General features: G+C 52.3%; 25 protein-coding genes. 16 read left to right on the forward strand and 9 right to left on the reverse strand.

Annotated features, from left to right (window positions below):
* Nucleotides 1-2: 2 nt before the first annotated feature.
* A complete protein-coding gene (locus HBA93_RS10045; protein WP_221723176.1) occupies nucleotides 3-1,022 on the reverse strand; it encodes a polysaccharide deacetylase family protein in 1,020 nt (339 codons plus the stop codon).
* Nucleotides 1,023-1,328: 306 nt separating this feature from the next.
* Between HBA93_RS10045 and HBA93_RS10050 the strand changes: the two genes are divergently transcribed.
* The 6 genes from HBA93_RS10050 (at nucleotide 1,329) to HBA93_RS10075 (ending at nucleotide 7,854) form a co-directional block, all read left to right on the forward strand.
* Nucleotides 1,329-2,000: a tetratricopeptide repeat protein gene (locus HBA93_RS10050; protein ID WP_221723177.1), complete on the forward strand. Its 672-nt coding sequence runs from the start codon at nucleotides 1,329-1,331 to the stop codon at nucleotides 1,998-2,000.
* Between the two features lie 59 nt (nucleotides 2,001-2,059).
* Nucleotides 2,060-3,499 carry a ribosome biogenesis GTPase Der gene (der, locus tag HBA93_RS10055; protein ID WP_121991810.1) on the forward strand — a complete coding sequence of 480 codons (1,440 nt, stop codon included), beginning with the start codon at nucleotides 2,060-2,062 and terminating at the stop codon, nucleotides 3,497-3,499.
* 86 nt (nucleotides 3,500-3,585) lie between these two features.
* Complete coding sequence (locus HBA93_RS10060) at nucleotides 3,586-4,167, forward strand: histidine phosphatase family protein (RefSeq protein ID WP_221723178.1); 582 nt, start codon at nucleotides 3,586-3,588, stop codon at nucleotides 4,165-4,167.
* A gap of 100 nt (nucleotides 4,168-4,267) precedes the next feature.
* Nucleotides 4,268-5,230, forward strand: coding sequence for an L-threonylcarbamoyladenylate synthase (locus HBA93_RS10065; RefSeq protein WP_221723179.1), 963 nt, complete (start codon nucleotides 4,268-4,270; stop codon nucleotides 5,228-5,230).
* A 51-nt stretch (nucleotides 5,231-5,281) separates the two neighbouring features.
* Nucleotides 5,282-6,700, forward strand: a complete 1,419-nt coding sequence (locus tag HBA93_RS10070) for an FAD-binding oxidoreductase (RefSeq protein WP_221723180.1) — start codon at nucleotides 5,282-5,284, stop codon at nucleotides 6,698-6,700.
* Between the two features lie 587 nt (nucleotides 6,701-7,287).
* On the forward strand, nucleotides 7,288-7,854 hold the full coding sequence (locus HBA93_RS10075; RefSeq protein WP_221723222.1) for a DUF6101 family protein: 567 nt from the start codon (nucleotides 7,288-7,290) through the stop codon (nucleotides 7,852-7,854).
* 169 nt (nucleotides 7,855-8,023) lie between these two features.
* On the opposite strand, the gene HBA93_RS10080 is transcribed toward HBA93_RS10075, so the two are convergent.
* The 3 genes from HBA93_RS10080 to purD form a co-directional block, all read right to left on the reverse strand.
* Nucleotides 8,024-8,776 (reverse strand): crotonase/enoyl-CoA hydratase family protein, encoded by a 753-nt coding sequence (locus HBA93_RS10080; RefSeq protein WP_221723181.1) that lies wholly within the window; start codon nucleotides 8,774-8,776, stop codon nucleotides 8,024-8,026.
* Nucleotides 8,777-8,778: 2 nt separating this feature from the next.
* Nucleotides 8,779-10,545, reverse strand: a complete 1,767-nt coding sequence (locus HBA93_RS10085; protein ID WP_221723182.1) for an acyl-CoA dehydrogenase family protein — start codon at nucleotides 10,543-10,545, stop codon at nucleotides 8,779-8,781.
* 162 nt (nucleotides 10,546-10,707) lie between these two features.
* On the reverse strand, nucleotides 10,708-12,015 hold the full coding sequence (gene purD / locus HBA93_RS10090; protein WP_353619338.1) for a phosphoribosylamine--glycine ligase: 1,308 nt from the start codon (nucleotides 12,013-12,015) through the stop codon (nucleotides 10,708-10,710).
* Nucleotides 12,016-12,117: 102 nt separating this feature from the next.
* Between purD and ubiA the strand changes: the two genes are divergently transcribed.
* Nucleotides 12,118-13,101: a 4-hydroxybenzoate octaprenyltransferase gene (gene ubiA / locus HBA93_RS10095; protein WP_221723184.1), complete on the forward strand. Its 984-nt coding sequence runs from the start codon at nucleotides 12,118-12,120 to the stop codon at nucleotides 13,099-13,101.
* A gap of 50 nt (nucleotides 13,102-13,151) precedes the next feature.
* On the opposite strand, the gene pdxH is transcribed toward ubiA, so the two are convergent.
* A complete protein-coding gene (pdxH, locus tag HBA93_RS10100; protein ID WP_121991805.1) occupies nucleotides 13,152-13,763 on the reverse strand; it encodes a pyridoxamine 5'-phosphate oxidase in 612 nt (203 codons plus the stop codon).
* A 440-nt stretch (nucleotides 13,764-14,203) separates the two neighbouring features.
* On the opposite strand from pdxH, the gene HBA93_RS10105 reads away from it, so the two are divergent.
* The 4 genes from HBA93_RS10105 to HBA93_RS10120 all read left to right on the forward strand — a co-directional run bounded on the left by HBA93_RS10105 (nucleotide 14,204) and on the right by HBA93_RS10120 (nucleotide 17,495).
* Entirely contained in the window at nucleotides 14,204-14,674 is a 471-nt protein-coding gene (locus HBA93_RS10105; RefSeq protein ID WP_502910079.1) for an RT0821/Lpp0805 family surface protein, read from the forward strand.
* A 255-nt stretch (nucleotides 14,675-14,929) separates the two neighbouring features.
* Nucleotides 14,930-15,856: a DnaJ C-terminal domain-containing protein gene (locus HBA93_RS10110; protein ID WP_121991804.1), complete on the forward strand. Its 927-nt coding sequence runs from the start codon at nucleotides 14,930-14,932 to the stop codon at nucleotides 15,854-15,856.
* A gap of 209 nt (nucleotides 15,857-16,065) precedes the next feature.
* The gene (gene fabI, locus HBA93_RS10115) at nucleotides 16,066-16,884 is read left to right on the forward strand and encodes an enoyl-ACP reductase FabI (protein ID WP_116087060.1); all 819 of its coding nucleotides are present in this window, start codon (nucleotides 16,066-16,068) and stop codon (nucleotides 16,882-16,884) included.
* Between the two features lie 11 nt (nucleotides 16,885-16,895).
* Entirely contained in the window at nucleotides 16,896-17,495 is a 600-nt protein-coding gene (locus HBA93_RS10120) for a histidine phosphatase family protein (RefSeq protein ID WP_116087062.1), read from the forward strand.
* A gap of 77 nt (nucleotides 17,496-17,572) precedes the next feature.
* On the opposite strand, the gene HBA93_RS10125 is transcribed toward HBA93_RS10120, so the two are convergent.
* Nucleotides 17,573-17,830 (reverse strand): DUF1344 domain-containing protein, encoded by a 258-nt coding sequence (locus tag HBA93_RS10125; RefSeq protein ID WP_022709980.1) that lies wholly within the window; start codon nucleotides 17,828-17,830, stop codon nucleotides 17,573-17,575.
* Nucleotides 17,831-18,123: 293 nt separating this feature from the next.
* On the opposite strand from HBA93_RS10125, the gene aroC reads away from it, so the two are divergent.
* The 4 genes from aroC to HBA93_RS10145 all read left to right on the forward strand — a co-directional run bounded on the left by aroC (nucleotide 18,124) and on the right by HBA93_RS10145 (nucleotide 21,744).
* Nucleotides 18,124-19,215, forward strand: coding sequence for a chorismate synthase (gene aroC, locus HBA93_RS10130; protein WP_221723185.1), 1,092 nt, complete (start codon nucleotides 18,124-18,126; stop codon nucleotides 19,213-19,215).
* 147 nt (nucleotides 19,216-19,362) lie between these two features.
* A complete protein-coding gene (gene ribB / locus HBA93_RS10135; protein WP_221723186.1) occupies nucleotides 19,363-20,469 on the forward strand; it encodes a 3,4-dihydroxy-2-butanone-4-phosphate synthase in 1,107 nt (368 codons plus the stop codon).
* Between the two features lie 39 nt (nucleotides 20,470-20,508).
* Nucleotides 20,509-21,471: a histone deacetylase family protein gene (locus tag HBA93_RS10140; RefSeq protein WP_221723187.1), complete on the forward strand. Its 963-nt coding sequence runs from the start codon at nucleotides 20,509-20,511 to the stop codon at nucleotides 21,469-21,471.
* 3 nt (nucleotides 21,472-21,474) lie between these two features.
* Nucleotides 21,475-21,744, forward strand: a complete 270-nt coding sequence (locus HBA93_RS10145; protein WP_221723188.1) for an exodeoxyribonuclease VII small subunit — start codon at nucleotides 21,475-21,477, stop codon at nucleotides 21,742-21,744.
* A 58-nt stretch (nucleotides 21,745-21,802) separates the two neighbouring features.
* Here HBA93_RS10145 and HBA93_RS10150 read toward each other — a convergent pair whose 3' ends face one another.
* Genes HBA93_RS10150 through HBA93_RS10160 form a run of 3 tightly spaced genes read right to left on the reverse strand, consistent with a single transcriptional unit; the run spans nucleotide 21,803 to nucleotide 22,928 of the window.
* Nucleotides 21,803-22,141: an SH3 domain-containing protein gene (locus HBA93_RS10150; protein ID WP_221723189.1), complete on the reverse strand. Its 339-nt coding sequence runs from the start codon at nucleotides 22,139-22,141 to the stop codon at nucleotides 21,803-21,805.
* Nucleotides 22,142-22,151: 10 nt separating this feature from the next.
* Complete coding sequence (locus HBA93_RS10155) at nucleotides 22,152-22,649, reverse strand: DedA family protein (protein ID WP_122093338.1); 498 nt, start codon at nucleotides 22,647-22,649, stop codon at nucleotides 22,152-22,154.
* An 18-nt stretch (nucleotides 22,650-22,667) separates the two neighbouring features.
* Complete coding sequence (locus HBA93_RS10160) at nucleotides 22,668-22,928, reverse strand: GlsB/YeaQ/YmgE family stress response membrane protein (RefSeq protein WP_113942557.1); 261 nt, start codon at nucleotides 22,926-22,928, stop codon at nucleotides 22,668-22,670.
* A gap of 244 nt (nucleotides 22,929-23,172) precedes the next feature.
* Between HBA93_RS10160 and HBA93_RS10165 the strand changes: the two genes are divergently transcribed.
* The gene (locus tag HBA93_RS10165) at nucleotides 23,173-23,817 is read left to right on the forward strand and encodes a YidB family protein (RefSeq protein WP_121991795.1); all 645 of its coding nucleotides are present in this window, start codon (nucleotides 23,173-23,175) and stop codon (nucleotides 23,815-23,817) included.
* Nucleotides 23,818-23,977 lie beyond the last annotated feature (160 nt).

The following is a 23,977-nucleotide window of genomic DNA, read 5'->3' on the forward strand; positions in this document are numbered from 1 at the left end:
TGTCAGAGAACGGTTTGCCTTTTATGTAGTTCCGGTTCCGCCAGATAATCCTGATAGCTGACGCAGCGTACATCCTGACGTTTGCACACATCACGGGCAAAACGCTCCAGCGCATTCCAGTAAGCGCCGTTATTCATCAGCACAAAGTGGAAGCCCATTTGCAGCGGAATACGCTGGCCGTCATATTGTTTGTTGAACGCATTCATAAAGGCATCATAGCTGCGCTGCTCAAATTGCGCTGCCTGCTCCGGTTTCTCTTTGCCGCCCGAATGGCGCACATAGAGATTATAGTCCATGGCAATAACCGGTTTGCGGGCAGGGCCCTCCGGTATCAGCGGCAGGCCGAAACTTTTGAGACCTGCAAAATTCTTTGGCAATTCAGGCCCTGAGGTTACGCCGCTGGCCTGATAGGCAAAACCACTTTCACGCAAAGCTGTCTGCACCGGCTTGTCATCGGAGAGGTAAGGCGCACGAAAGCCGGTGATTTTGTTATAGACCAGATCTTTCCAACCTTCCGGTTCGCCGTCAATTTTATTGGCGCTCCATGCATTGCCGACAATATTGCGGAATGCCTGAATTTCCTGCGCCCATTCTTTTGCCGTCCAGCTCTTGCCGTCAAAGTGGCCGCAGCCGTGGCTGGCAATTTCATGGCCTTCCAAATTGGCTTTCCAAACCTGATCGAGACGAGTGGCAATTTCTGCTTTATCCTGTGCAAAGCCAACATTGGAGCGACCTGCTTTCATGCGCGGTGGCTGATATTGCGTACGGTCTGCCCGTTCCAGATAAAAGACGCAGGAGAGAAAATAGGTGAAATGTGCACCGGTTTCCTGCCCCAATGCGCGGCTGCGTTGCCAGAGCTTGTTATCATGCGCGCCGTCAAAGGAAATAATCACCACCTGTTTCGGGCGGGTATCAGCCGGTTTTTCCTGTTGCTGAGGCGCTGCAGGCATATCGGGCATCGCCTGCGCAGCCGTGGCCAGACATAGAGAAACCGCAAAACCGGAAAGAAAAGACTGATACATGAAAACGAAAGCTCATTGCTAAATCGGAAGCGGATTGATTAGGTGTGAAATGTGGCAAAGCACAGGCAGAGAGCGCTCTGCATCTGAATGGATGCACAAAGATGCTCTTGATCTCTTAATGCTGTGCCATTGATTTGAGCGTTCAGCGGCGCAAATTAAGGAATTATGCAGGAATTCGCAATCAGGACTACCATCTGTCGGCGATTCCGACTAAAAGCCGGATAGGTGTGTTAAGTTGCGGGCTGTGTACATAGTCCGTGCTCTTGATGCATATTCGATAATCTTGACAAGTTTCACAGGGTATTCATGACAGACGACAGCTTTATCCGCGAAGTCAACGAAGAGCTCCGCTCAGAACAGGTGCGCGCTGTATGGCGGCGTTTTGGTCCGGTTTTGATCGGTGGCGCGGTAGCCGTTGTTATCGGTACAGCCGGTTATGTCGGTTATGAATATTGGCGCGAAAGCAAAGCAGCAGTGTCGGGCGACCAGTTCCTGACAGCGCTTGATCTGGCCGGTGAAAAGAAAACAGATGAAGCCCTGAGCGCTCTGAAGAAGCTGGAAACCGAAGGCGCAGGGTCTTACCCGGTTCTGGCACAGTTGCGCACAGCAACATTGCTTGAGCAGAAAAAAGACATGGCCGGTGCGGTCAGTGCTTTTGATGCGGTTGCAGCGGACAGCAAGGCACCAGTTGCTCTGCGTGATGTTGCCAAGCTGCGGGCTGCCTATATTCTGGTGGATACCGGCTCTTATGAAGATGTTGCCAAACGTGCGGAAACACTGAGCGCGGATGGTAATCCGATGCGCGGTTCTGCCCGTGAAGTGCTGGGTCTGGCTGCTTATAAGGCAGGTCGTGCAGACGATGCGCGCAAACTGTTCCAGCAAAATGCGGATGACGCGGCAATTCCTGCCAATCTCCGCCAGCGTGCCAATACAATGCTTGACCTGATGCGCAGCTCAGAGACTGCAGCAAAAGGCTGAAACACTCATTAGGGCGGGACGGTTTAAGTACCGCTTTATAATACGGAAAAATAAGCTGAATGAGCTTTACACTCGCAATTATCGGACGTCCGAATGTCGGCAAGTCCACACTGTTTAACCGCATTGTCGGGCGCAAACTGGCGCTGGTCGATGATACGCCGGGTGTTACCCGTGACCGTCGTATTCACGACGGCAAGCTCTATGATCTGCATTTCAAAGTTATTGACACTGCCGGTCTGGAAATTGCCGAAGCCGGTACGTTGGAAGGCCGTATGCGCGCGCAGACCGAAGCCGCAATCGACGAGGCTGATGCGGTTCTGTTCGTGATTGATGCCAAAGCCGGTCTGACCCCGACGGATATTGAATTCGCTCAGCTGGTACGCAAATTCAGCAAACCGATTATTCTGGTTGCCAATAAGTCTGAAGCCCGTGGCGCTGATGCCGGTCTTTATGATGCCTATCGTTTGGGTCTGGGTGAGCCTTGCCCGATTTCTGCCGAGCATGGTCAGGGTCTGCCTGATCTGCGCGACGCGATTGTGGAAGCCATCGGCAAAGAAAAAGCCTTCGCGGAAGAAAAAGCCGAAGAAGAGTTTACACAGGAAAAAATCGGTGCGCTGGTTGGTGAAGATGTCAGCGACGAGGATGAAGAAATCATCCCAGAATATGACGCGACCAAGCCATTGCAGATTGCGATTGTCGGCCGTCCGAATGCCGGTAAGTCCACAATGATTAATACGATGCTCGGTCAGGATCGTCTGCTGACAGGGCCTGAAGCCGGTATTACCCGTGACTCGATTTCCGTTGAATGGGAATGGCGTGGCCGTAGTGTTAAATTGTTTGACACCGCAGGTTTGCGCCGCAAAGCGCGCGTACAGGAAAAGCTGGAGAAGCTCTCCGTTGCCGATGGCTTGCGCGCTATCCGTTTTGCGGAAGTGGTGATTATCGTTCTCGATGCGACCATTCCTTTTGAAAAGCAGGATTTGCAGATCATTGATCTGATTATCCGTGAAGGCCGTGCGCCGATTATTGCTTTCAATAAATGGGATCTGATCGAAGACCGTCAGGCATTGCTGGCTGATCTGCGTGAGAAGACTGAACGTCTGTTGCCGCAGGTGCGGGGTATCCGCGCTGTGCCGATTTCCGGTGAAACCGGCCACGGCATTGATAAGCTGATGGAAAGCGTTGAGATGACGCACCGTATCTGGAATACGCGCATTTCCACAGGCCGCCTCAACCGCTGGCTCGAAGGTGTAATTACCCACCACCCGCCACCGGCAGTGGCTGGCCGTCGCCTTAAAGTGAAGTATATGACGCAGGTCAAGACACGCCCGCCGGGCTTTATGGTGTCCTGCTCGCGTCCTGATGTGATGCCGCAATCCTATGTGCGTTATCTCATTAATGGTCTGCGTGAAACATTCGAGATGCCGGGCGTGCCTATTCGTTTGTCCTTGCGTACATCGGACAATCCTTTTGCCGGACGCGCAAAAAAGAAACGCTGATGTCATCTTGGTGATGTATTTTAAAATCCTGCCGGAAATACTTCGGCAGGATTTTTTATTGCCGGTAACAGATGGGCAGGAATGCAATGCAGCTGATTTTTGTGAGCCACCCGCAAGTTGTAGTCGATCCGGCAGTGCCGGTTGAGTGCTGGCATTTGTCACAAGCGGGCAGGGCTGCATTACAACAGTTTCTCGAATGCAATATCTGGCCGGTTCCGGATATGATCTGGAGCAGTACGGAAACCAAGGCGCAGGAGACTGCTGCTTTATTGGGCGCGTATTTTAACAAGGCTGTGCAGAGCCATAGTGCTTTGGGAGAAAATGACCGCTCCGCAACGGGTTTCCTCCCTCCGGCAGAGTTCGAACAAGTTGTCGGTCAGTTCTTTGCTCAACCGCATCATTCCGTGAGCGGTTGGGAAAGAGCGGTGGATGCACAGGCGAGAATTGGCACGGCAGTTCGTGACATTATGGATGCTGCCGCCAAGGCTCAGCATAAGGCTGTTATCATCTGCGGTCATGGGGCAACTGGCACATTGCTTTATTGTGCGTTAGCCGGATTGCCGGTTTCCCGCCGCTATGATCAACCCTCGCAGGGGCATTATTGGCACTATGATCACGGGGCAAAACAGATGCTGCATCATTGGCGAAACATCAATGATCGCGCCTGACAGGGATTACAGTCTTGCATCGCGTTTCATGGTTCTGTAGTCAGAGAACATGCAGGTCCTGACAGTGCTGCCAGCTTGCAAAAAATTGCAGGAGTGCGGCATGGCACAAATTATTTCTACTGACATTGCATCTCTTGAACTGGCTGCAAATGCGCTGGGCACAGGCAAACTTGTGGCTCTGCCGACCGAGACCGTTTACGGACTGGCCGCTGATGCTACCAATGGCAATGCGGTTGCGGGTATTTTCTCTGCCAAAGGCCGTCCGCATTTCAATCCGCTGATTGCCCATATGGCGACGCTTGCAATGGCTGAACGTTATGTTCAGTTTGATGATCTGTCCCGTAAACTTGCGACAAAGTTCTGGCCGGGGCCGCTGACACTGGTGCTGCCGGTGCGTGATGGTGCAGAGATTCATCCGCTGGTGACCGCCGGTCTCACAACGCTGGCCATTCGTATGCCACGCGGGCCGGTGCGTGAGATTATTGCCATGCTTGACCGCCCGTTAGCTGCACCCAGCGCCAATAGTTCCGGTCGTATCAGCGCCACCTCGGCACAGGCTGTGCAGGATGATCTGGGTGCCAAACTCGATCTGATCGTTGATGGCGGTGCCTGTGTGGTGGGGCTGGAATCCACCATTGTTAAAATTGAAAATGGTCAGGCGTTTTTGCTGCGGCCGGGTGGTTTGGCAGCAGAAGAGATCGAAGCCTTTCTCGGCCAGCCTTTGCATCGTCTGGATCAGCGTGCGGCCATTCAGGCGCCGGGCATGATGGCGTCTCACTATGCGCCGGATGCAGCGATGCGGTTGAATGTTTCTGAAGTGCGTGAAGGCGAGGCGCTGCTGGGTTTTGGAGCGCAACGTGCAGCGGGGGCAGAAAATGCGGCTGCGGTGCTGAATCTGAGCCCTTCCGGTGATCTGCATGAAGCTGCCGTGCATTTGTTTGATTATATGAAAAAACTGGATGCAGCAGGGGCGAAGACGATTGCCGTTGAGCCGGTGCCGCATCATGGTCTGGGCGAAGCAATTAATGATCGCTTATCGCGCGCGGCTGCGCCGCGCGAATAACTGGAACTGGGCGGCTGCGCCGCGCGATTAGTTGAATTTGGGCGGAAACAGATGATGACGATTTCAGAAGAGTTGATTGCGCGCTTCACTGCAATTGTCGGTGAGAAAAATGCACTCCGCGATCCGGTCGATCAGATTTCCTATTTAAGCGAACCACGTGATCTGTTTCATGGCCGCGCCGCCTTGGTACTGCGCCCTGCATCGGTGGAAGAAGTCTCTGCCATTATGAAACTGGCCTATGAGACCGCTACACCTGTGGTGCCGCAGGGCGGAAATACCGGCCTTGTCGGTGCGCAGCAGCCGGATGCCAGCGGACGGGCGATCATTCTCTCGCTGTCGCGCCTCAATGAAATCCGCAACATTGATACGATCGGCAATCTTGTCACGGTTGAGGCTGGTGTGGTTTTGCAAAACTTGCAGGAAGCCGTGCAGGATGCGGGGCGGTTGTTTCCGCTATCTTTGGGCGCGGAGGGTTCCTGCCAGATCGGTGGCAATCTCTCGTCCAATGCCGGTGGTACGGCTGTGCTGGCCTATGGTAATATGCGTGAATTATGCCTTGGTCTTGAAGTCGTCTTGCCGGACGGGCAGGTGCTGAATGATCTGCGTCGCGTGAAAAAAGACAATACCGGCTATGATTTGCGTGATTTGTTTATCGGTGCGGAAGGCACGCTTGGAATTATCACTGCAGCGGTGCTGAAAATACACCCGCAGCCGAAAGGCAAAGCGGTGGCCTATGCAGGATTGCAGTCGGGGCAAGATGTGGTGCAGCTGTTCCGCTTGGCTACCGATCAGGCAGGGCAGTCGCTGACCGGCTTTGAGCTGATGCCGCGCATCGGCATGGAATTTATCCTCCGCCATATCGCAGAAGCGCGCGATCCGCTGGAAAATGCCTATCCGTGGTATGTGTTGATCGAGATTTCCTCTGCGCGTTCAGAGGCGGATGCGCAGGAAATGATGGAAGCTGTTCTGACGCAAGGTTTTGAGACCGGACTGGTGCAGGATGCAGCCATTGCGCAAAATGGTGCGCAGGCTGATCTGTTCTGGAAAATGCGTGAAGAAATGTCTCCGGCGCAGAAACCGGAAGGTGGCTCAATCAAACATGATATTTCTGTGCCTGTTGCTTCAATCCCTGCATTCCTTGCCGAAGCGGCGATTGCAGTTGAGGAAATGATCCCGTCTGCGCGTGTGGTCTGCTTCGGTCATATTGGCGACGGCAATCTGCATTATAATGTTTCGCAACCGGTGGGAGCGGATAAACAGGCTTTTCTGGCGCGCTGGCATGAGCTCAACCATCGCATCCATACGATTGTGATGCACTATAATGGTTCCATCTCGGCAGAGCACGGTATCGGCGCGCTGAAGCGTGAAGAATTGCGGGCGTTCAAACAGCCGCTGGCGCTGGAACTCATGCGCCGGATCAAACAGGCTTTTGATCCGAAGAATATTATGAATCCGGACAAGCTGCTTTGAATTGAGCCTTGTTAAAATTTAAACTTGAGCCGCCGTTTCGTTAAGAAGCGGCGGCTCAATTATTAAAAACAGGCCGCTTTGCCCACCGCTCATCATAAACGAGCGGTAAATATCCACATTCTGAGCAGCAAAAACGCGGTTAGCAAAAGATTGATGTGCTGTCCGGCGTGTTTAACGCGGATTTAATGTCCACAGCCTCAGCCTTAATAACTGGTTGCTGACGGATGGTGGTTTTCAGACAATCTTCAGATTTGGAAGCTCCGGAAGCGGTAAAATGCTGTTGGCGAAGCAGAACAGGCGCCTATTGTTTAACTCTTGTTAAAAATCATAAATATTCGCTGATTTTCATGGTTTAAATGCTGTTTACCGGCCTTTCCGAAATCTTACTTCTGCTTGGCCGATAGTTGGAATCTGTAAACCATTCCCGCAAAGACAGAAGCATTAACCGTGTCATTTAAGCAGATTGGTGACTTTGCCGCGCTATTCTTGTGTCTAACGAAGCCAAAAAGGCTCGCAAATATAACAGGACCGAAAATAAAAATAACAGCGGTTCTCAGAAGGTACAGGGCGCGAAAACAATGAACCAGATGCTGGAAAAACAGGACAAACCAGTTTGGGCGAGCAGGGAGATCCGTCTCGATCCTTTCCAGTTCCCTCAGAGCGTATCTTACGCTTCCGCGGGGGAGCAGGAAGATGTGACTTTTACGATTAATGAACGTGGCGCAGTGCTGCGACGCGTATTGCCTTCCAGCGGTTTGCCTATGTCTGTGGCATTACCTGCCCATGTGTTTCTCGGTGTGACTGCCCGTGCGGTTGAAGATGAACAGGGTCTGATTACCGTGACACTGGAACTGATGCACGAAGATCCGCAAATGTCTGTGCCGCTGCTGGTGGCGCATGATCTGGATGATGTTGCTGCCGACTGGCATGCATGGGCGAATGCTTACAAGCTGCCGATGCTTCTGGTTGAGGCCGATGGTGTTGCCCGTCCGCTTTATGACAGCATTGGCGGTGTTACAGCTTCAGCCAGCACAGAGCGTCGTCAGGGGCAGGAACCGCGCCGTCGTCGTCCGCGTTTTCTGGCACGCCGCAAAACCGGTTCGCTGGGCGTAAGTTTGAAGATTTCTGGCCGCGAGATCATCTCGCGAGTGTAAAAAAGCTGAAATTATTTCGCGAGTTTAAAAGACAGGAAATTATTTCGCGAGTTTAAAAAACTGAGATTATCTCGCGCGTTTAAAGAATTAAATATGTGATCTCCAGGCACAGAACATGCAAAACACCACATGCTTGAAGGGGCATGTGGTGTTTTGCTTTGCGGTGGAGTTATTTCTTGCGGGAAAGAAACGCGCCGACAGCCTGTGCAGTCTCTGCAGATTTCAGGCGATCAGAAAAAATCTGTGCCTCGCGATCAATCCGGTCTGTGAGCGGTTCTGCGGCGCTGCGTAACAAATCACGGGTCAGTTGCAGGGCAGCAGGCGGGCGGGCTGCAAGCTTTTGTGCGGTTTTGAGCACTTCCGCTTCCAGCTCTGCTTCCGGCACAATGCGCCAGACAATGCCGGCTTCCAGTGCCTGTTCCGCAGTCATGGCTTCCCCCATCGCCAGCAGGGCAAAGGCACGCTGGTAGCCCATGATTTTAGGGCCGAGCAGGCTTGAGCCGGCCTCCGGTACCAGCCCGAGATCGACAAAAGGTGTGTGGAACACGGAACGCGGCGAGGCAAAGGTCAGGTCGCAATGCAGGTTCAGTGTGGTGCCGACCCCGATTGCCAGCCCGTCCACACCGGAGATCAGTGGTTTACGTGTCAGTGCCAGCGTATGCAGAAAGTCGATAATCTCTGCACCGAGGCTGCCTTGTGACAGTGCTGCATGCATAAAGTCCTGCATGTCATTTCCGGCGGAGAATGCACCGGGCTGGCCTAAAATAACGCTAACACGGATAGTGTCGTCGGTATCAGCCTGTTTCAGTGCCTCGGCAATACCGTGATACATATCGCGGGTGATGGCATTTTTCTTTTCCGGCCGGTTGAGGCGGATAATCTGCACTGCATCCTGACGTTCAATCTGAAGAAAGTCGCTCATCATCAAATATCCTGCAAAATTGTTGCGGCATTGGTCAGGCTGGCTGCACCATTGAGCACGACCTGTTTAAGCGCGGCAGTTTCCTGAAGCGTGTTTTCGGCAAAGAAACCGGCAAGGGCAGCAGTACGGTTGTCATGCAATCCGGCTTTGGTGAGATAAAGCGCGCCGACAGTCAGCGAGAGCAAGCGCTGATAGGGTGTGGCACCACAAAGCGCTGTCTGGTTGTCGCCTTTAACTATGCAATCCTGCAGGAAGCGCGTGACTTCTTCTGTAGCATCCAGCGCGAATTCAAGCTGCGGAACGATTGCGGAGAGCTTGCCGGAGGTTTTGGCTTGTCCGGCAATGTCGCGTAATTCCTGCAGAAAGCCATGAATATGACCGCCATTTTCCAGTGGTAATTTGCGCATCACCAGATCCATGGCCTGAATGCCATTGGTACCTTCATAAATTGGCAGGATACGGGCATCGCGCAGCAACTGAGCGGCGCCGGTTTCTTCAATATAACCCATGCCGCCATGCACTTGAATGCCGAGGGATGCCACATCCACACCGCTATCGGTGGAGAAAGCCTTGGAAAGCGGGGTCAGCAGGCTGGCACGGTTTGCCCAGAAGTCCGCTTTGGCGCTGTCGGCTTTGGCCATATCCAGCGCCTGTGCGGTAGCATAGCAAATCGCACGGGAAGCCTGTGTCAACCCTTTCATGGTCAGCAACATGCGCTGGATATCGGGATGCTCGATGATCGGGCTCATTTCTGCGCCCTTCGGCGCATTCAGGGCACGTCCCTGACGCCGCTCCGCCGCATAGGCGCGGGCTTTCTGGTAGGCAGCTTCGGCAATCGCAACGCCCTGAATACCGACCAGCAGACGGGCATTGTTCATCATGGTGAACATATAGACGAGGCCTTTATGCTCCTCGCCGATCAGATAGCCGACAGCACCTTTTTCACCCGTATCACCAAAACCGTCACCATAAATCATGGTGCAGGTCGGTGAGGAGTGAAGGCCGAGCTTTTCTTCGAGTCCGGCGCAGAACACATCATTGCGTGCGCCAAGCGAGCCGTCTTTATTGACCAGATATTTCGGCACCAGAAACAGCGAAATTCCCTTCGTTCCTGCCGGTGCATCGGGCAGGCGCGCCAGAACCAGATGCACGATATTATCGGTCAGATCATGCTCGCCATAGGTGATAAAGATTTTTTGCCCGAAAATCCGGTATGTCCCGTCATCCGCCCGTTCAGCGCGGCAACGCAAAGCACCGAGATCGGAACCAGCTTGCGGCTCGGTGAGGTTCATGGTGCCTGACCATTCACCGGAAATCAGCTTTTCGAGATAGGTGTTTTTCAGTTCATCGCTGGCATGATGTTCCAGCGCTTCAACTGCACCCATCGTCAGGGTTGAAGCAATAGCAAAGCCGAGCGAACCGGAGTTCCACATTTCCGCAACGGCAACCGAGAGCAAAGTCGGCAGGCCTTGACCACCATAGACAGGATCGCCGGTCAGGGCGTTCCATCCACCATCCGTCCAGTCTCTGTAAAGTTCTTTCCAGCCATCTGCCGTGGTGACCTGCGCATCTTTCAGGGTTGCGCCCTGATGATCGCCTTTGGTGCGTAGCGGAGTGATGCGCGTCTCGCTGAACTTTGCCGCTTCCTGCAAAATGGCTTCGACAATATCCGGTGATAATTCTGAAAACAGCCCGGTTTTCAAAAGTTCCGGCAGGCCTGCAACCTGATTGAGTGTCTGGCTGATTTCAGCAAGTGGCGCGCGATACATCTGCTTCCTCCGTTTGGCGCATTCCGGTGAAAGAATGCAGCCGTAATTCTCCTGCAAATATTGGTATCGGCTTATTACGTAAACGTCAATAAATTCTCAGGGCAGCAAAACAAGAAAAAACCCGCCGAAGAGGTGGGTTTCAGAAGGCGGGTGTAAAAGCGATTATCGGGCTGATTTTTCCCGTTCAACGGCACGCCAACCAATATCCGAACGGCAGAAGCCACCAGCCCAGTCGATTTTAGACACAGCCTGATAGGCTTTCGCCTGAGCCTCGGAAACTGTCTTTCCGGTGGCTGTAACATTGAGAACGCGACCGCCATTAGCCAGCAACTCGCCATCTTTATGCACAGTGCCTGCATGGAACACTTTTACATCCGGCAGAGCATCAGCCTCTTCAATGCCTTTGATGACAGTACCTTTGCGCGGGGAAGCCGGATAGCCTTCCGCTGCCATCACCACGGTGAGGGCGGCATCGTCGCTCCAACGGATTGAAACCTGATCCAGCATTTTGTTGACCGCCGCCAGCATGATCACCAGCAGGTCGTCTTTGAGGCGGGTCATCAGCACCTGACATTCGGGATCGCCGAAGCGGGTATTATATTCAATCAGCTTAGGGCCGTCTTTGCCGATCATCAGACCGGCAAACAGCACACCACTGAAAGGTGTGCCGATCTCGGCCATGCCGCGCATTGTCGGCTCAATCAGCTCCTTCATCACCCGTTCCGTCATGGCTTCATCCATGATTGGCGCAGGAGAATAAGCACCCATACCGCCGGTATTGGCACCGGTATCGCCGTCACCGACACGCTTGTGGTCCTGTGCGCTGCCAAAAGGCAAGGCTGTGGTGCCGTCACAAATGCAGAAGAAGCTGGCCTCTTCACCGTCAAGAAACTCTTCAACCACAACTTCAGCACCGGCATCGCCGAAATGGCCTTCAAAACAGGCATCTACGGCATCCAGTGCTTCTTCCAAAGTCATGGCAACGACCACACCTTTACCGGCGGCGAGACCATCGGCTTTAACAACAATCGGCGCACCTTGCTCACGGATATAGGCCTTGGCCTTTGGCGCGTTATTAAAGCGGCCATAGCTGCCGGTCGGAATATCAAAACGGGCACAAAGATCTTTGGTAAAACCTTTGGAGCCTTCAAGCTGAGCCGCGGCCTGTGAAGGGCCAAAAACTTTAATGCCTGCAGCGATCAGCGGATCGGTAATACCGGCTACCAGCGGCGCTTCAGGGCCGACCACCACCAGATCAATCTCAAAACTATGACAGAAGGCAATCACGGCGTCATGATCATCAATATCCAGATCAATCAGTGTGGCACATTCGGCAATGCCCGGATTGCCCGGTGTGCAATAGAGGGTGCCGAGCAGCGGAGATGCTGCCAGTTTCCAGCTGAGCGCGTGTTCACGGCCACCGGAGCCGATCAGCAGAACTTTAAGAGCGTCTGAGGGGGAGGTGGTCACAGGCATTTCTCCATATGTGCTTGAGGCTTGCTCCTCCTTTACGAAATCGGTAGAGAATTTAAAAGCATTTATGAGAATGCGACTGCGAAAGGTTTGCATAAAATGGTTCAGATTCAGGCACGCGGGCAAACGGGCAAGGTTATGGACGCGCCGTCCGGCCATTGGGTCTACCGGTTATTGCCGCCAAGCCTGTGGCCTTATGCGCAGCTTGCCCGCTGGGATCGTCCGATTGGCTGGCAGCTGCTGCTTTGGCCATGCCTGTGGTCGGCAGCTTTGGTAGCGAGTGCCGGTGCTAAAGCCGGTGATGATATCTGGAGCGTGCTGCCTTCGCTTTGGCATATGGTGCTGTTTCTGATCGGTGCTATTGCCATGCGCGGAGCCGGTTGCACACTCAATGATCTGGCAGATCAGGATATCGACGATAAGGTTGCACGTACCCGTTCCCGCCCGCTGCCATCCGGTCAGGTCAGCCGCAAACAGGCTTGGGTTTTCTTAGGGTTGCAATGTCTGGCCGGTCTTGCTGTGGTGCTGCAATTCAACTGGTTTACAGTCGCGTTAAGCTTTGCTTCGCTGGTGATTGTCGCGGCCTATCCGTTTATGAAGCGCATTACCGACTGGCCGCAGCTGGTGCTGGGTATGGCTTTTTCGTGGGGTGCATTGGTGGCGTGGTCGGCACAAACCGGTTCTCTGTCACTTTCGCCTGTGCTGCTTTATATCGGCGCGATCCTGTGGACGATCGGTTATGATACGATCTATGCTCATCAGGATAAGGAGGATGATGCGCTGGTGGGTGTGCGCTCGACTGCCCGTTTGTTCGGCGAGAAAACCAAACTGGCGCTGATGCTGCTTTATGGCGGTGCGCTGATGTGCTTTGCCGGTGCGTTTGCTGTGGCAGAAGTGCCGATGCCTGCACTGGCCGGTCTGCTTGCAGCCGGTGTGCATCTCTACCGCCAGATTGTTGTGCTGGATATTGATAATCCGGAGCAATGCCTGCGCCTGTTCCGCTCCAATAATATTGTCGGCTGGCTGATCTTTGCCGGTCTGGTGCTCGGCTCTTTGTGGGTTGTGATCAAGCCGGTGATCTGATCTGGATCAGACAATAAAAAAGCCGCTCTGAACAAGAGCGGCTTTTTTGTTTACGGATAGAATTTCTGGGTTGTCCAATCGCCTTCCGGTGCATCGCGTTTGAAGATCAAGCGATCATGCAGGCGGAACGGACGGTCATGCCAGAATTCGATATAAGTTGGTTTGATACGGAAACCCGACCAGTATTCAGGGCGCGGAATTTCACCGATGGCATAGCGCGCAGTATATTCGGCAACCGCTTTTTCCAGTGCAAAGCGGCTTTCCAGCGGGCGGGATTGTTTGGAAGCCCATGCGCCGATGCGACTGCCGCGCGGGCGCGACTGGTAATAAGTATCAGCTTCCTCAGCCGTTACCTGTTCGACAGGGCCGCGCACACGGATCTGACGGCGCAGAGATTTCCAATGGAAGCACATGGCTGCTTTACCGGCTGACAGGATTTCGCAACCCTTCTGGCTCTCATAATTTGTATAGAATACAAAGCCATGCTCATCGAAATCCTTCAGCAGCACCATGCGCACATTCGGCATGCCGCTTTCGTCTACAGTTGCCACTGCAACAGCATTCGGATCATTCGGCTCGGATTTTGTTGCATCCTCAAGCCATTCTGCAAACAGACGAAAAGGCTCGGTTGCAGTTGTAAAATCATTCGCTGATGTTGTCATATCGGTATGTTCACTTGCTTGGTAATCGGAAGGCTTCAGCGGTACTTAAATCCGCGCTTCCATCATCATGACCAGCATAACTTGCATGAGCGGCTGAGCTTGTGAAGACCCGCAAGTTTATTATTGTACAAAAAACCGGCTGGATACCGGATGGATACCGGATGGGTGTCATATTTTTCTTCGGCCTGCAGATGGGAAATAGCCGTGAAAACAACAAGAAATAATCGCAAATCGATAATAAACCGGCGCATATGCGAAATGCTGTGAAAACATGTTTCAGAAGCCTTTGACGGCTGCTATCGATTTGTTTACCTTCTGCGCATACCGCTTGTTAACGCAGACCGGCACATAATAAAGGCCTGTTTTCAATTAACACCGGAATGTCCTTGCGGATATTCTGTTCTTCAGCCTGTCAGGACGATCATTTGCCAGTCACTACAATGACTTCAGAATTACAGAAAAGCGGTTTTTTGCAGTTGATGCGGGGGGCATCCTGCCGTTTTCTTATGATCGCTTGCACTGTTTCTGTCCTGTCCGGTTGTGCAATGTCCGGTTTTGATCTCGAAAAAGCGATGCCGGATAAAAACAGTATTACCGGTTCTGTCGCAAAACAGCCTGCTGTAACAGCAGAGGTTAATGACAGCAGTAAAGTATCGGATCAGAACACCATCCGGAATGTGGTTTCGGCTCTGAATTTCACGCAATGGGGCAAAACGCCGATCCCATGGGCTAATCCGGATACCGGCAGTCAGGGAACAATCACCACAGTCGCCGAGAAAAAGACGGATGCCGGACTGTGCCGCGAATTTGAAACCTCGCGCGAAGCCTTTGACGGTGCTGCACTTTATCGCGGACAAGCTTGCATGGCGCAGGGTGGTGCCTGGGCTCTGACCTCTTTCGCTCCGATTTAATAATTATACAGAAATTGAACGCCAGATTTTGCAGATGAACGGCTATATTTGCCGTTTAACATCTGGAAAACAGCCGTATTGATACGCATATTGCTGTATAAAAGCATGCCGGAACCATGCCGTGAAACACTGTCGCTGTCTTTACAAGCTGATCGGGTGTTTAATCCGCGCGGTAAAATGGTGCCGTATGCGCTAAGCTCTTATCAGATGACAGGTGATTCTGTTTGGCAATCACCGCAGCCATGAAGGAATATTATGCGCGATCCCTATAGCGTATTGGGCGTCGCTAAAACGGCGAAGCCTGAAGAAGTAAAATCTGCTTTTCGTAAACTGGCCAAGAAATATCATCCGGACCAGAATCAGGATGATCCGAAGGCGCAGGAGAAATTTGCCGAAATTAATCAGGCCTATGAAATTATCGGCGACAAAGACAAACGCGGTCAGTTTGATCGCGGTGAGATCGATGCCGAAGGAAAACCGGCAGGTTTTGCCGGCCATGGTTTTGGCGGTCAGGGCGGTGGTTTTCAGGGCGATCCGTTCGCAGGTTTTCGTCGGGGTGGCCCCGGCGGGCAAGGTGCTGGCGGCTTCCAGCAGGGCGGTTTTGACGGCGCAGAGGACATTTTGAGTAGTATTTTCGGTGGTGGTTTTGGCGGCGGCGGAGGCCGGACACGCAGCCGTGCACCGTCAAAGGCACCGGATCTGAAAGCCTCGATCTCTGTTTCACTGGAACAGGCCGCAGGAGCTGAGAAGGTTGAAGCTGTCTTCCCGAACGGCAAGAAACTGTCAATCAAACTGCCGAAATATGTTGAGGACGGTCAGACAATCCGCCTGAAAGGTCAGGGAGAAACTATTCCCGGTGCTGTTGACGGTGATGCATTGGTAACTATCAACTTCAAAAAACACCCGCGTTTCCGTCAGGACGGGCGTGATTTGCATCTTGATTTGCCGGTGCAGCTCAGTGATGCGGTGCTTGGTGCCCGTGCGGAAGTGGAAACTTTGAGCGGACGTGTGGCCGTGCGTATTCCTGCCTGGTCAAGCTCGGATAAGATTTTGCGTCTTAAGGGCAAAGGATTGCCTAATAAAACGGGAGATGCTGCGGATTTATTCGTGCATATCCGGATTATGTTGCCTGAAAATGGTGATGAAGAGCTCGAATCGCTATTGCGTTCACGGGCAGGATAAAGTGATTCACGGGTGGATTAGCGCCCGTGAATACTGCTTTATATTACTGACGGGAACCGTTACATATTAGAAACAATAAGCTGATATTTGCACTTAAATACCTGCTTTCAAGGGGAAGGGGGACAAAATTTACTGTCCTTGCTTGAAGCCAATGCTGTGCTGTGCGATAGGCAGCTATTCAGATTATATTTTTTTATGAGGTATGGTGAATGACCACCAAATCCGGTTTGTTGCAAGGAAAACGCGGGCTGATCTTAGGTTTGGCCAATAATCGCTCAATCGCCTGGGGTATTGCCAAGGCTGCACGGGATGCCGGTGCGGAGATCGCTTTAACTTATCAGGGCGATGCGATGAAGAAGCGCGTCGAGCCGCTTGCGGCTGAACTGGACGCGTTGGTTTGCGGCCATTGCGACGTGACTGACGATGCATCTATGGATGCGGTTTTCGCTCTGATCGAAGAGAAATGGGGTAAGCTCGACTTCCTCGTTCATGCTATCGGCTTCTCTGATAAGGATGAGCTGACTGGCCGTTATCTCGATACTTCGGCAGAGAACTTTTCCAACACAATGCTGATCTCGGTTTATTCCTTCACTGCGCTGGCTAAGCGCGCGGAGAAACTGATGACAGATGGCGGTTCAATGCTGACACTCACCTATTACGGTGCAGAAAAAGTCATGCCGAACTACAATGTGATGGGTGTTGCCAAGGCCGCACTGGAAGCCAGCGTGAAATATCTGGCTGTTGATCTCGGCCCGCAGAATATTCGCGTTAATGCGATTTCCGCCGGTCCGATCAAAACGCTTGCAGCTTCCGGGATCGGCGATTTCCGTTACATTCTGAAATGGAACGAGTATAACGCACCGCTGCGTCGTACCGTCAGCATTGAAGAAGTCGGCGATTCTGGCCTGTATTTCCTCTCCGATCTCTCCCGTTCCGTGACTGGTGAAGTTCACCATGTTGACAGCGGCTATCATACAATCGGTATGAAGGCCGTGGATGCACCGGATATTTCGGTTGTAAAAGACTGAGGACAGCAGGGATGGCACGGGAAATCATTTACTTCTCGCGTCATGGCGAGACGGACTGGAATGTCTCCCAGCGTGTGCAGGGGCAGATGGACATTGATATCAATGCCCATGGCCGCACGCAGGCTGACCGCAACGGCGATATGCTGAAGTCGCTGATTGGTACTGCAGAAGGATTTGACTTTGTTGCAAGTCCTCTGCGCCGTACCCGTGAAACGATGGAGCGTATCCGCACCCGTATGGGGCTCGACCCGCTGGCTTACCGCACCGATCCTCTGTTGATGGAGGTGCATTTCGGCGACTGGCAGGGGCATATGATGGAAGAGTTCGAGGCTGCCGGTGTCGGCAGTGCAAGTCTCTTGCAGCAGCGCGAGCGTGACAAATGGAACTTTGTTCCGCCGGGTGAACATGCCGAAAGCTATATGATTCTTTCAGGACGTGTTGCCAAATGGCTTGAAAGCGTGAAGGGCAAAACAGTGTGCGTAACCCATGGCGGTTGTATTCGCACCTTGTTCTATCTGGTTGAAGGCATGAGCGGGCAGGATGCCGCGCATCTTTCCGTGCCGCAGGACAAGCTTCTGAAGCTTGAAAACAACCGTCTTGAATGGGTTTGAATAAAGCAGCTTCTGCATAATAAAAAAGCGCCGGAAACGGCGCTTTTGTCATTTTATAATGGCCGGTAATTGCGGGTTTAACCGCCGTCGGCTTCGTCAATATTGCTGATATAGCGAACATTATCGACGAGATCATAGGTGACGATAACCTTCATGCCCTTTTCAATCGCACTATAATCGAATTCTCCGGGCAGGCGGTAATCTTTACCGTTGTCCAGCGTAATGGTTTCCGTATCTTCATTGATCTTGGTGATCTTACCCTCAGCATCGTCTGCAAGCGCTGTGCCTGCAAAAAGCGGGGCGAGTAACACCGTGAGAATGGCCAAAATACGCATGAGAAATCCTTGTGCGTTATAAAAATCCGGTTCCAAAGCTGCAGGTCAATTATGGCATTAGAACGACTTGCTTCTCTGAAATGCTCTGTTGTTCAGACTAGACTATATCCGCAGAATTTCGCAACATTTTCCGGTCATATGGTGCCGATACCGCAAACAGTATCGATTGGCGCTGCTTTTTTGTGCGCCTGTCTTTCTCTTGTTTGACCACCGCTTAAAAGGCGAATAGAAACAGATTACCAAACTGAAATTAAAATGAACCGCAAAGAACCGGTTCAATCTTGGGGTTTTCTATGTCGCATAACAGCTTTGGCCATCTTTTCCGCGTGACGACCTGGGGCGAAAGCCATGGTCCGGCGCTGGGTTGTATTATTGATGGCTGCCCTCCGGGTATTCAATTTACCGAAGCTGAAATTCAGGCCTATCTTGATAAGCGCAAGCCGGGTCAGTCAAAATATACCACGCAGCGCCGCGAGCCGGATCATGTGCGGGTATTATCCGGTGTTCTCACCAGTGAAGACGGGGTGATGACTACCACCGGTACGCCGATTTCCATGATGATTGAGAACGTGGATCAGCGTTCAAAAGATTATGGCGAGATTGCCCGTCAATACCGTCCGGGTCATGCGGATTATGCTTATGATGTAAAATATGGCCTGCGCGATTATCGTGGCGGCGGACGTTCTTCTGCGCGTGAAACCGCAGCGCGTGTTGCTGCCGGTGCGATTGCCCGCAAAGTTGTGCCGGGTTTGAGAATCCGTGCAGCATTGGTAGGCATGGGCATTCACAAGATTGACCGCTCCCGCTGGGATTGGGCTGAAGTCGACAATAATCCGTTTTTCACACCGGATGCAGGCTCAGTAGAACTGTTCGCCAATTATCTCGATGGTATCCGTAAAAATGGTTCCTCCATTGGTGCAGTGATTGAGGTTGTGGCTGAAGGTGTGCCTGCCGGTATCGGCGCACCGCTTTATGCCAAACTGGATCAGGATATTGCGTCCAATCTGATGTCGATCCCTGCAGTAAAAGGTGTTGAAATCGGTAATGGCTTTGAGGCTGCGACGCTGACCGGTGAAGAAAATGCCGATGAAATGCGCATTGATGCCGATGGCAATCCGGTCTTCCTGTCGAATAATGCCGGTGGTATTCTTGGCGGTATTGCAACCGGTGCACCGATTATTGCTCGCTTTGCCGTGAAGCCGACCTCATCCATTCTCACGACACGTCGTTCTATTGATGTGGATAAGAAGGAAGTGGATGTTATGACCAAAGGCCGTCATGACCCGTGCGTTGGCATCCGTGCTGTGCCGATTGGTGAGGCAATGCTCGCTTGCGCGATTGCGGATCATTATTTACGTCACCGCGGCCAGACTGGCCGCGTCTGATAATCATGGGGCCAGACTGGCCGCGTCTGATAATCGTGGGGCCAGACTGGCCGCGTTTGAAAATTATGCTCCAAGCTGGTCGCATTTGAATTTGGTGCGACCAGAGCAGTTATATGTGATGTTCTTTGAAAGATTACGGAGTGAAGCATGAGCTATAATCAGAAACAGGTTGTTGATGCACTCCGTGCTTTTGAACGCGGCGAAATCGTTGTTGTTATGGATGATGACGGTCGCGAAAATGAAGGCGATCTGATTGTCGCCGCTGTCCATTGTACAGCGGAGAAAATGGCATTCATCGTGCGCCATACTTCCGGTATCGTCTGCACACCTATGCCGAAGGAAGAGGCCAGACGCCTCAACCTGACGGCAATGGTGGCGGAAAATGATGCACCGCATTCCACTGCTTTCACTATTACTCTTGACTATAAGCATGGCACGACGACCGGTATTTCGGCAGATGACCGCACGCTGACTGTGCGCAATCTGGCGAACCCGAATGCAGGCCCTGCGGACTTCGTGCGTCCGGGGCATATTTTCCCGCTTGTCGCGCGCGAAGGCGGTGTGCTGATGCGCTCCGGTCATACGGAAGCTGCGGTGGATTTGTGCAAACTGGCCAATTTACCGCCTGTTGGTGTGATTTGTGAACTGGTCAATGATGACGGCTCTGTCATGCGAGGGCCGCAGGTCACTGAGTTCGCGGAAACACACGGATTGCATCGTATTACCGTGGCTGATCTGATCGCCTATCGCCAGCGCAAGGAAACGCTGATTGTGCGCATGGGAGAAACCGAGGTGGATACACTGGCGGGGCATGCCTGTGCTTTCACTTATCAGCTGCCTTGGGAGCCGATGCAGCATGTGGCTTTGGTATTCGGTGATATTCGTGACGGTGAAGATGTGCCGGTGCGTCTGCATCGGGAAGATGTGTTGGCGGATACATTTGGTGCCGGTTCCGGTCTTGATACGGTGCTGAAGCGAATGGCTGCCGAGAAACGCGGCGTGCTGGTTTATCTGCGTGAAGGGTCAGTCGGCGTCGGTAAAAATGACCAGTCGCGCCGCCGTGCGGAAAATCATGACAGGGAAGAGCATAAAGAAGCGCAGGCGCGTGAGGAAGAATGGCGCCAGATTGGTCTGGGTGCGCAGATTCTGAAAGATCTCGGCATCAGTTCCATCCGTCTGCTGGCTTCCAAAGAACGCCATTATGTCGGTTTGGAAGGTTTCGGTATTACTATTCTTAAAACTGAAATCTTGTAACTTTATTCTGCCTGAAATAGCAGGCAGATACAGGGCATTATGGCAACCAGACTTTATTCGCATCCGGTTTTTCTTGAGCATCTCACACCAGCAGGGCACCCTGAGCGTCCGGATCGGTTGCGGGCTTTGTTCAGTGTTCTGGAAGGCTATGATTATTATGCGCTTGATCAGGTGGAAGCACCTGTTGCCGATGAGGGTGCTTTAGGCTTGGTGCATCCGGCCTCGTATCTGAAGAAAATCAAAGCGCAGGTTCCCGATCCGCTTGATGAAGAACAAGTGGCTTCCGGCATGGCACAGCCGATTGTGAATGTCGGACAGGACACCTATGTCAGCCCGCAAAGCTGGCATGCCGTGTTGGCCGCAACCGGCTCTGCCCTTGCTGCCGTTGAAGATGTATTTAACGGGCAAGCGGATAATATCTTCATCGCTGCCCGTCCGCCTGGTCATCATGCAACTGCCGACACAGCTATGGGATTTTGCATTACTAATACGGCCGCGATAGCTGCACGCTATGCGCAGAGCCATTTTGGTGCGGAACGCGTAGCGATTATCGATTGGGATGTGCATCACGGTAACGGCACGCAGGATATTTTCGCTGCGGATAAGAATGTGCTGTTCTGTTCAACACATCAGGCGCAGATTTATCCGGGTACCGGTCTGGTCAAGGAGACCGGTGTCGGTAATATCATTAATGCACCTTTGCTTGCTGACAGTGGTAGCCGGGAGTTCCGCGAAGCCTTTACTTCCCGCATTTTACCGGCATTGGACAACTTTCGCCCTGACCTGATCTTGATTTCAGCGGGCTTTGATGGTCATTATCTTGACCCATTAGCTCAACTTAATTTGACCGAAGCGGATTATGATTGGGTGACGGGGCAGGTGATGGAGCGCGCCGACCGGTTCTGCAATAACCGGCTGATCAGTTTTCTAGAAGGCGGATATGATTTACAGGGCTTGTCCTTTTCCGCTGCAGCGCATATTACGCGTTTAATGAAAGGATAAATTATGACCGAGCCGAACACCACCGGACAAGCTTCCAATGACGATATTGCTGTAATGAGCTTTGAACAGGCGCTCAAACAGCTGGAAACAATTGTCGATGATCTGGAACGCGGTGATGTGCCTTTGGAAAAATCGATCCTGATTTATGAACGTGGCGAAGCGCTGAAAAATCATTGCGAGAAACTGCTGCAATCGGCAGAGGATAAAGTTGAGAAAATCAAGCTCAACCGTGACGGTCAGCCAACCGGTATCGAGCCGCTTGATCCGGAATAAATTGTTTCAAAATTTTAGATTTCTCATGCCTCATCCTTACAGATGAGGCATTGTTGTATCATGAGAGATTTTTAAGTGGCACCCAACCTTCATTGCCGCTTAGTGAGCGGCACCAAGCCCAGCCATGTGTGGTTTCAAAACTCTCCAATATCTGTCCTGCCTCGCAGGACAGCTCCATTGCTGAATAATCTTTATTGGCAAAGAAGCCACCAGCTGTGCGGCTTACTAATGTGTCTGGAACCCAACCGGTTTTGCCCTGCGTATTGATTGCCCAAAGCCATAAATGCCCGTCCCAATCATATTCTTCACCCGTGAGTTGCAAGACATCGCCTTGCCGGACACTGATCGGATCGGGATAGCTGGCTTCGTGGTCTGCAGTGACAGTTCTGTGGATCATGATTATTTTCTTATAAGAGAGAGCGAAAAAAGGCGCTGAAAAAATAGGGGCCTGCACCCCAGACTAAAGTCCACAGTGCCGCACCGATAATATTGGCGGAGACAAATTTCAGCCAGTGCATCTTTAAAGCACCGGCCATGATACCATTGAGCTGGCGCAAAATAGCAAAGAAGCGCGCAGTGATGACAATGCCGCTGCCGTATTTTTCAAACAATTTTTCGAATTGCTCCAGCCGTTCCGGTGTCAGTTTGATATAGGGGCCGAAGCGGATCAGAATTTTCCGACCGCCAAAATGGCCGATCAGATAACCTGTGCTGTCGCCTAGTATTGCACCCAGAAACACTGCGAGCAACATAACCGGCAAAGACAAGGTGCCTTGTTGCGCCAGCAGGGATGCAGCAATAAGCAATGTCTCTCCCGGTACCGGCGCACCGAAACTTTCAAAATAAATGATGATAAACAAAGCGATTGAGCCATAAGCGGCAATATATGGCTCAACCCAATGCATATTCGTGCCTGTTTATGTTTATCGCAGCTGCTTCTGGCCGCTGATTGCGTGATAAAGGAACAACACGACTACCGCACCGATTACGGAAACAATCAGGCTGTAAATATTCAGGCCGGTAACACCCGCCGCTCCGAAGAAATTGAAAATAACACCGCCGATAACCGCGCCGACAATGCCGAGGACAATATCCATCAGCATGCCCTGACCGCTTTTGTTGACGATTTTGCTGCCGATAAAACCGGCAATGAGACCGAGAATAATCCAGCTGATAACTGACATTGTATGTTCTCCGTTTCGCAAAAAGCATTCTACAGAGACAGATCACATCCGGCGCTGCAAGAATGCGAAAATCAAAGAAACCGGAACGCAGACCATCAATTAAATTTATGAGGCTGGCTCTGGAAGCTGTCCGAAACGCTCCCATATCATTACATGCTTGGCAAGTGACAATCTTGCCAACTGAATATTTTTGCGCGATGTTGCTAAGTATCCGGTATTTCAGCAGGTTTGGAGGAAGTCTTCGATGGGCATTTTTAATAATGATGGTTCTAATGAGCCGGTTCCGGGCGGTAGTCTGACCAAGCCGGTTCTGATTGCACTTGGTGCATTGCTTGTCGGGCGTATGTTCAGCGGTAAATCCGATGATAATGAACAGCCTCAGGTGAATGCGCCGGATCAGGCTGCATCCGGTGGCGGCCTCGGCGATCTTCTGGGCAGTGTGTTCGGCGGCGGACAGCAGGCGAATGCTCCGGCAGGCACGCAGGCAGATTCACAGGCTGGTGGCCTTGGTGGTCTCGGCAGTGTTCTTGGCGGCTTGCTTGGCGGTGTTCTGGGTGGCACAACCGCAGGACAAGCCGGACAGACCGGCAGCGGTGGTGGACTTGGTGGCGGTTTAGGCGGTCTGCTTGAGCAGCTTACACAGGCTGGTCATGCGGATAAAGTTGATAGCTGGGTTGGTTCCGGCAGTAATGCGTCGATCGAACCGGATCAGCTTGGCAATGCCATTGGTAAAAACACAATTTCGGATATTGCCCGTCAGACGGGGGTCAGTGAGCAGGATTTGCTGGCAGAGCTTTCCGCAGCATTGCCGGGCATTGTTGACAAGCTGACAGCGAATGGTCAGGTGCCGGATATGCAGCAATTGCTGAAAATGCTTGGCCAGAAATAACGAGCGGTTATATCCGGTCTCGTCTGACTGATTTGTGATGAAATGTCCGGATGTAAAACTCCGGACATTTCTTATTGTATGATATGTTATCTGAAGTGCATTCCGAAAATCCGCTGCAGACTTTGGTGCGGGATGCGGGTGAAAGCCAATAGATCAGGCA

This window comes from Ochrobactrum sp. SFR4 (genome assembly GCF_019730395.1).
Taxonomy (GTDB): domain Bacteria; phylum Pseudomonadota; class Alphaproteobacteria; order Rhizobiales; family Rhizobiaceae; genus Pseudochrobactrum.

Coding starts and splice junctions, on each gene's coding strand:
- HBA93_RS10045 (WP_221723176.1), bottom strand. CDS start 1,022: ATGTATCAGTCTTTTCTTTCCGGTTTTGCGGTTTCTCTATGTCTGGCC.
- HBA93_RS10050 (WP_221723177.1), top strand. CDS start 1,329: ATGACAGACGACAGCTTTATCCGCGAAGTCAACGAAGAGCTCCGCTCA.
- der (WP_121991810.1), top strand. CDS start 2,060: ATGAGCTTTACACTCGCAATTATCGGACGTCCGAATGTCGGCAAGTCC.
- HBA93_RS10060 (WP_221723178.1), top strand. CDS start 3,586: ATGCAGCTGATTTTTGTGAGCCACCCGCAAGTTGTAGTCGATCCGGCA.
- HBA93_RS10065 (WP_221723179.1), top strand. CDS start 4,268: ATGGCACAAATTATTTCTACTGACATTGCATCTCTTGAACTGGCTGCA.
- HBA93_RS10070 (WP_221723180.1), top strand. CDS start 5,282: ATGATGACGATTTCAGAAGAGTTGATTGCGCGCTTCACTGCAATTGTC.
- HBA93_RS10075 (WP_221723222.1), top strand. CDS start 7,288: ATGCTGGAAAAACAGGACAAACCAGTTTGGGCGAGCAGGGAGATCCGT.
- HBA93_RS10080 (WP_221723181.1), bottom strand. CDS start 8,776: ATGAGCGACTTTCTTCAGATTGAACGTCAGGATGCAGTGCAGATTATC.
- HBA93_RS10085 (WP_221723182.1), bottom strand. CDS start 10,545: ATGTATCGCGCGCCACTTGCTGAAATCAGCCAGACACTCAATCAGGTT.
- ubiA (WP_221723184.1), top strand. CDS start 12,118: ATGGTTCAGATTCAGGCACGCGGGCAAACGGGCAAGGTTATGGACGCG.
- pdxH (WP_121991805.1), bottom strand. CDS start 13,763: ATGACAACATCAGCGAATGATTTTACAACTGCAACCGAGCCTTTTCGT.
- HBA93_RS10105 (WP_502910079.1), top strand. CDS start 14,204: ATGACTTCAGAATTACAGAAAAGCGGTTTTTTGCAGTTGATGCGGGGG.
- HBA93_RS10110 (WP_121991804.1), top strand. CDS start 14,930: ATGCGCGATCCCTATAGCGTATTGGGCGTCGCTAAAACGGCGAAGCCT.
- fabI (WP_116087060.1), top strand. CDS start 16,066: ATGACCACCAAATCCGGTTTGTTGCAAGGAAAACGCGGGCTGATCTTA.
- HBA93_RS10120 (WP_116087062.1), top strand. CDS start 16,896: ATGGCACGGGAAATCATTTACTTCTCGCGTCATGGCGAGACGGACTGG.
- HBA93_RS10125 (WP_022709980.1), bottom strand. CDS start 17,830: ATGCGTATTTTGGCCATTCTCACGGTGTTACTCGCCCCGCTTTTTGCA.
- aroC (WP_221723185.1), top strand. CDS start 18,124: ATGTCGCATAACAGCTTTGGCCATCTTTTCCGCGTGACGACCTGGGGC.
- ribB (WP_221723186.1), top strand. CDS start 19,363: ATGAGCTATAATCAGAAACAGGTTGTTGATGCACTCCGTGCTTTTGAA.
- HBA93_RS10140 (WP_221723187.1), top strand. CDS start 20,509: ATGGCAACCAGACTTTATTCGCATCCGGTTTTTCTTGAGCATCTCACA.
- HBA93_RS10145 (WP_221723188.1), top strand. CDS start 21,475: ATGACCGAGCCGAACACCACCGGACAAGCTTCCAATGACGATATTGCT.
- HBA93_RS10150 (WP_221723189.1), bottom strand. CDS start 22,141: ATGATCCACAGAACTGTCACTGCAGACCACGAAGCCAGCTATCCCGAT.
- HBA93_RS10155 (WP_122093338.1), bottom strand. CDS start 22,649: ATGCATTGGGTTGAGCCATATATTGCCGCTTATGGCTCAATCGCTTTG.
- HBA93_RS10160 (WP_113942557.1), bottom strand. CDS start 22,928: ATGTCAGTTATCAGCTGGATTATTCTCGGTCTCATTGCCGGTTTTATC.
- HBA93_RS10165 (WP_121991795.1), top strand. CDS start 23,173: ATGGGCATTTTTAATAATGATGGTTCTAATGAGCCGGTTCCGGGCGGT.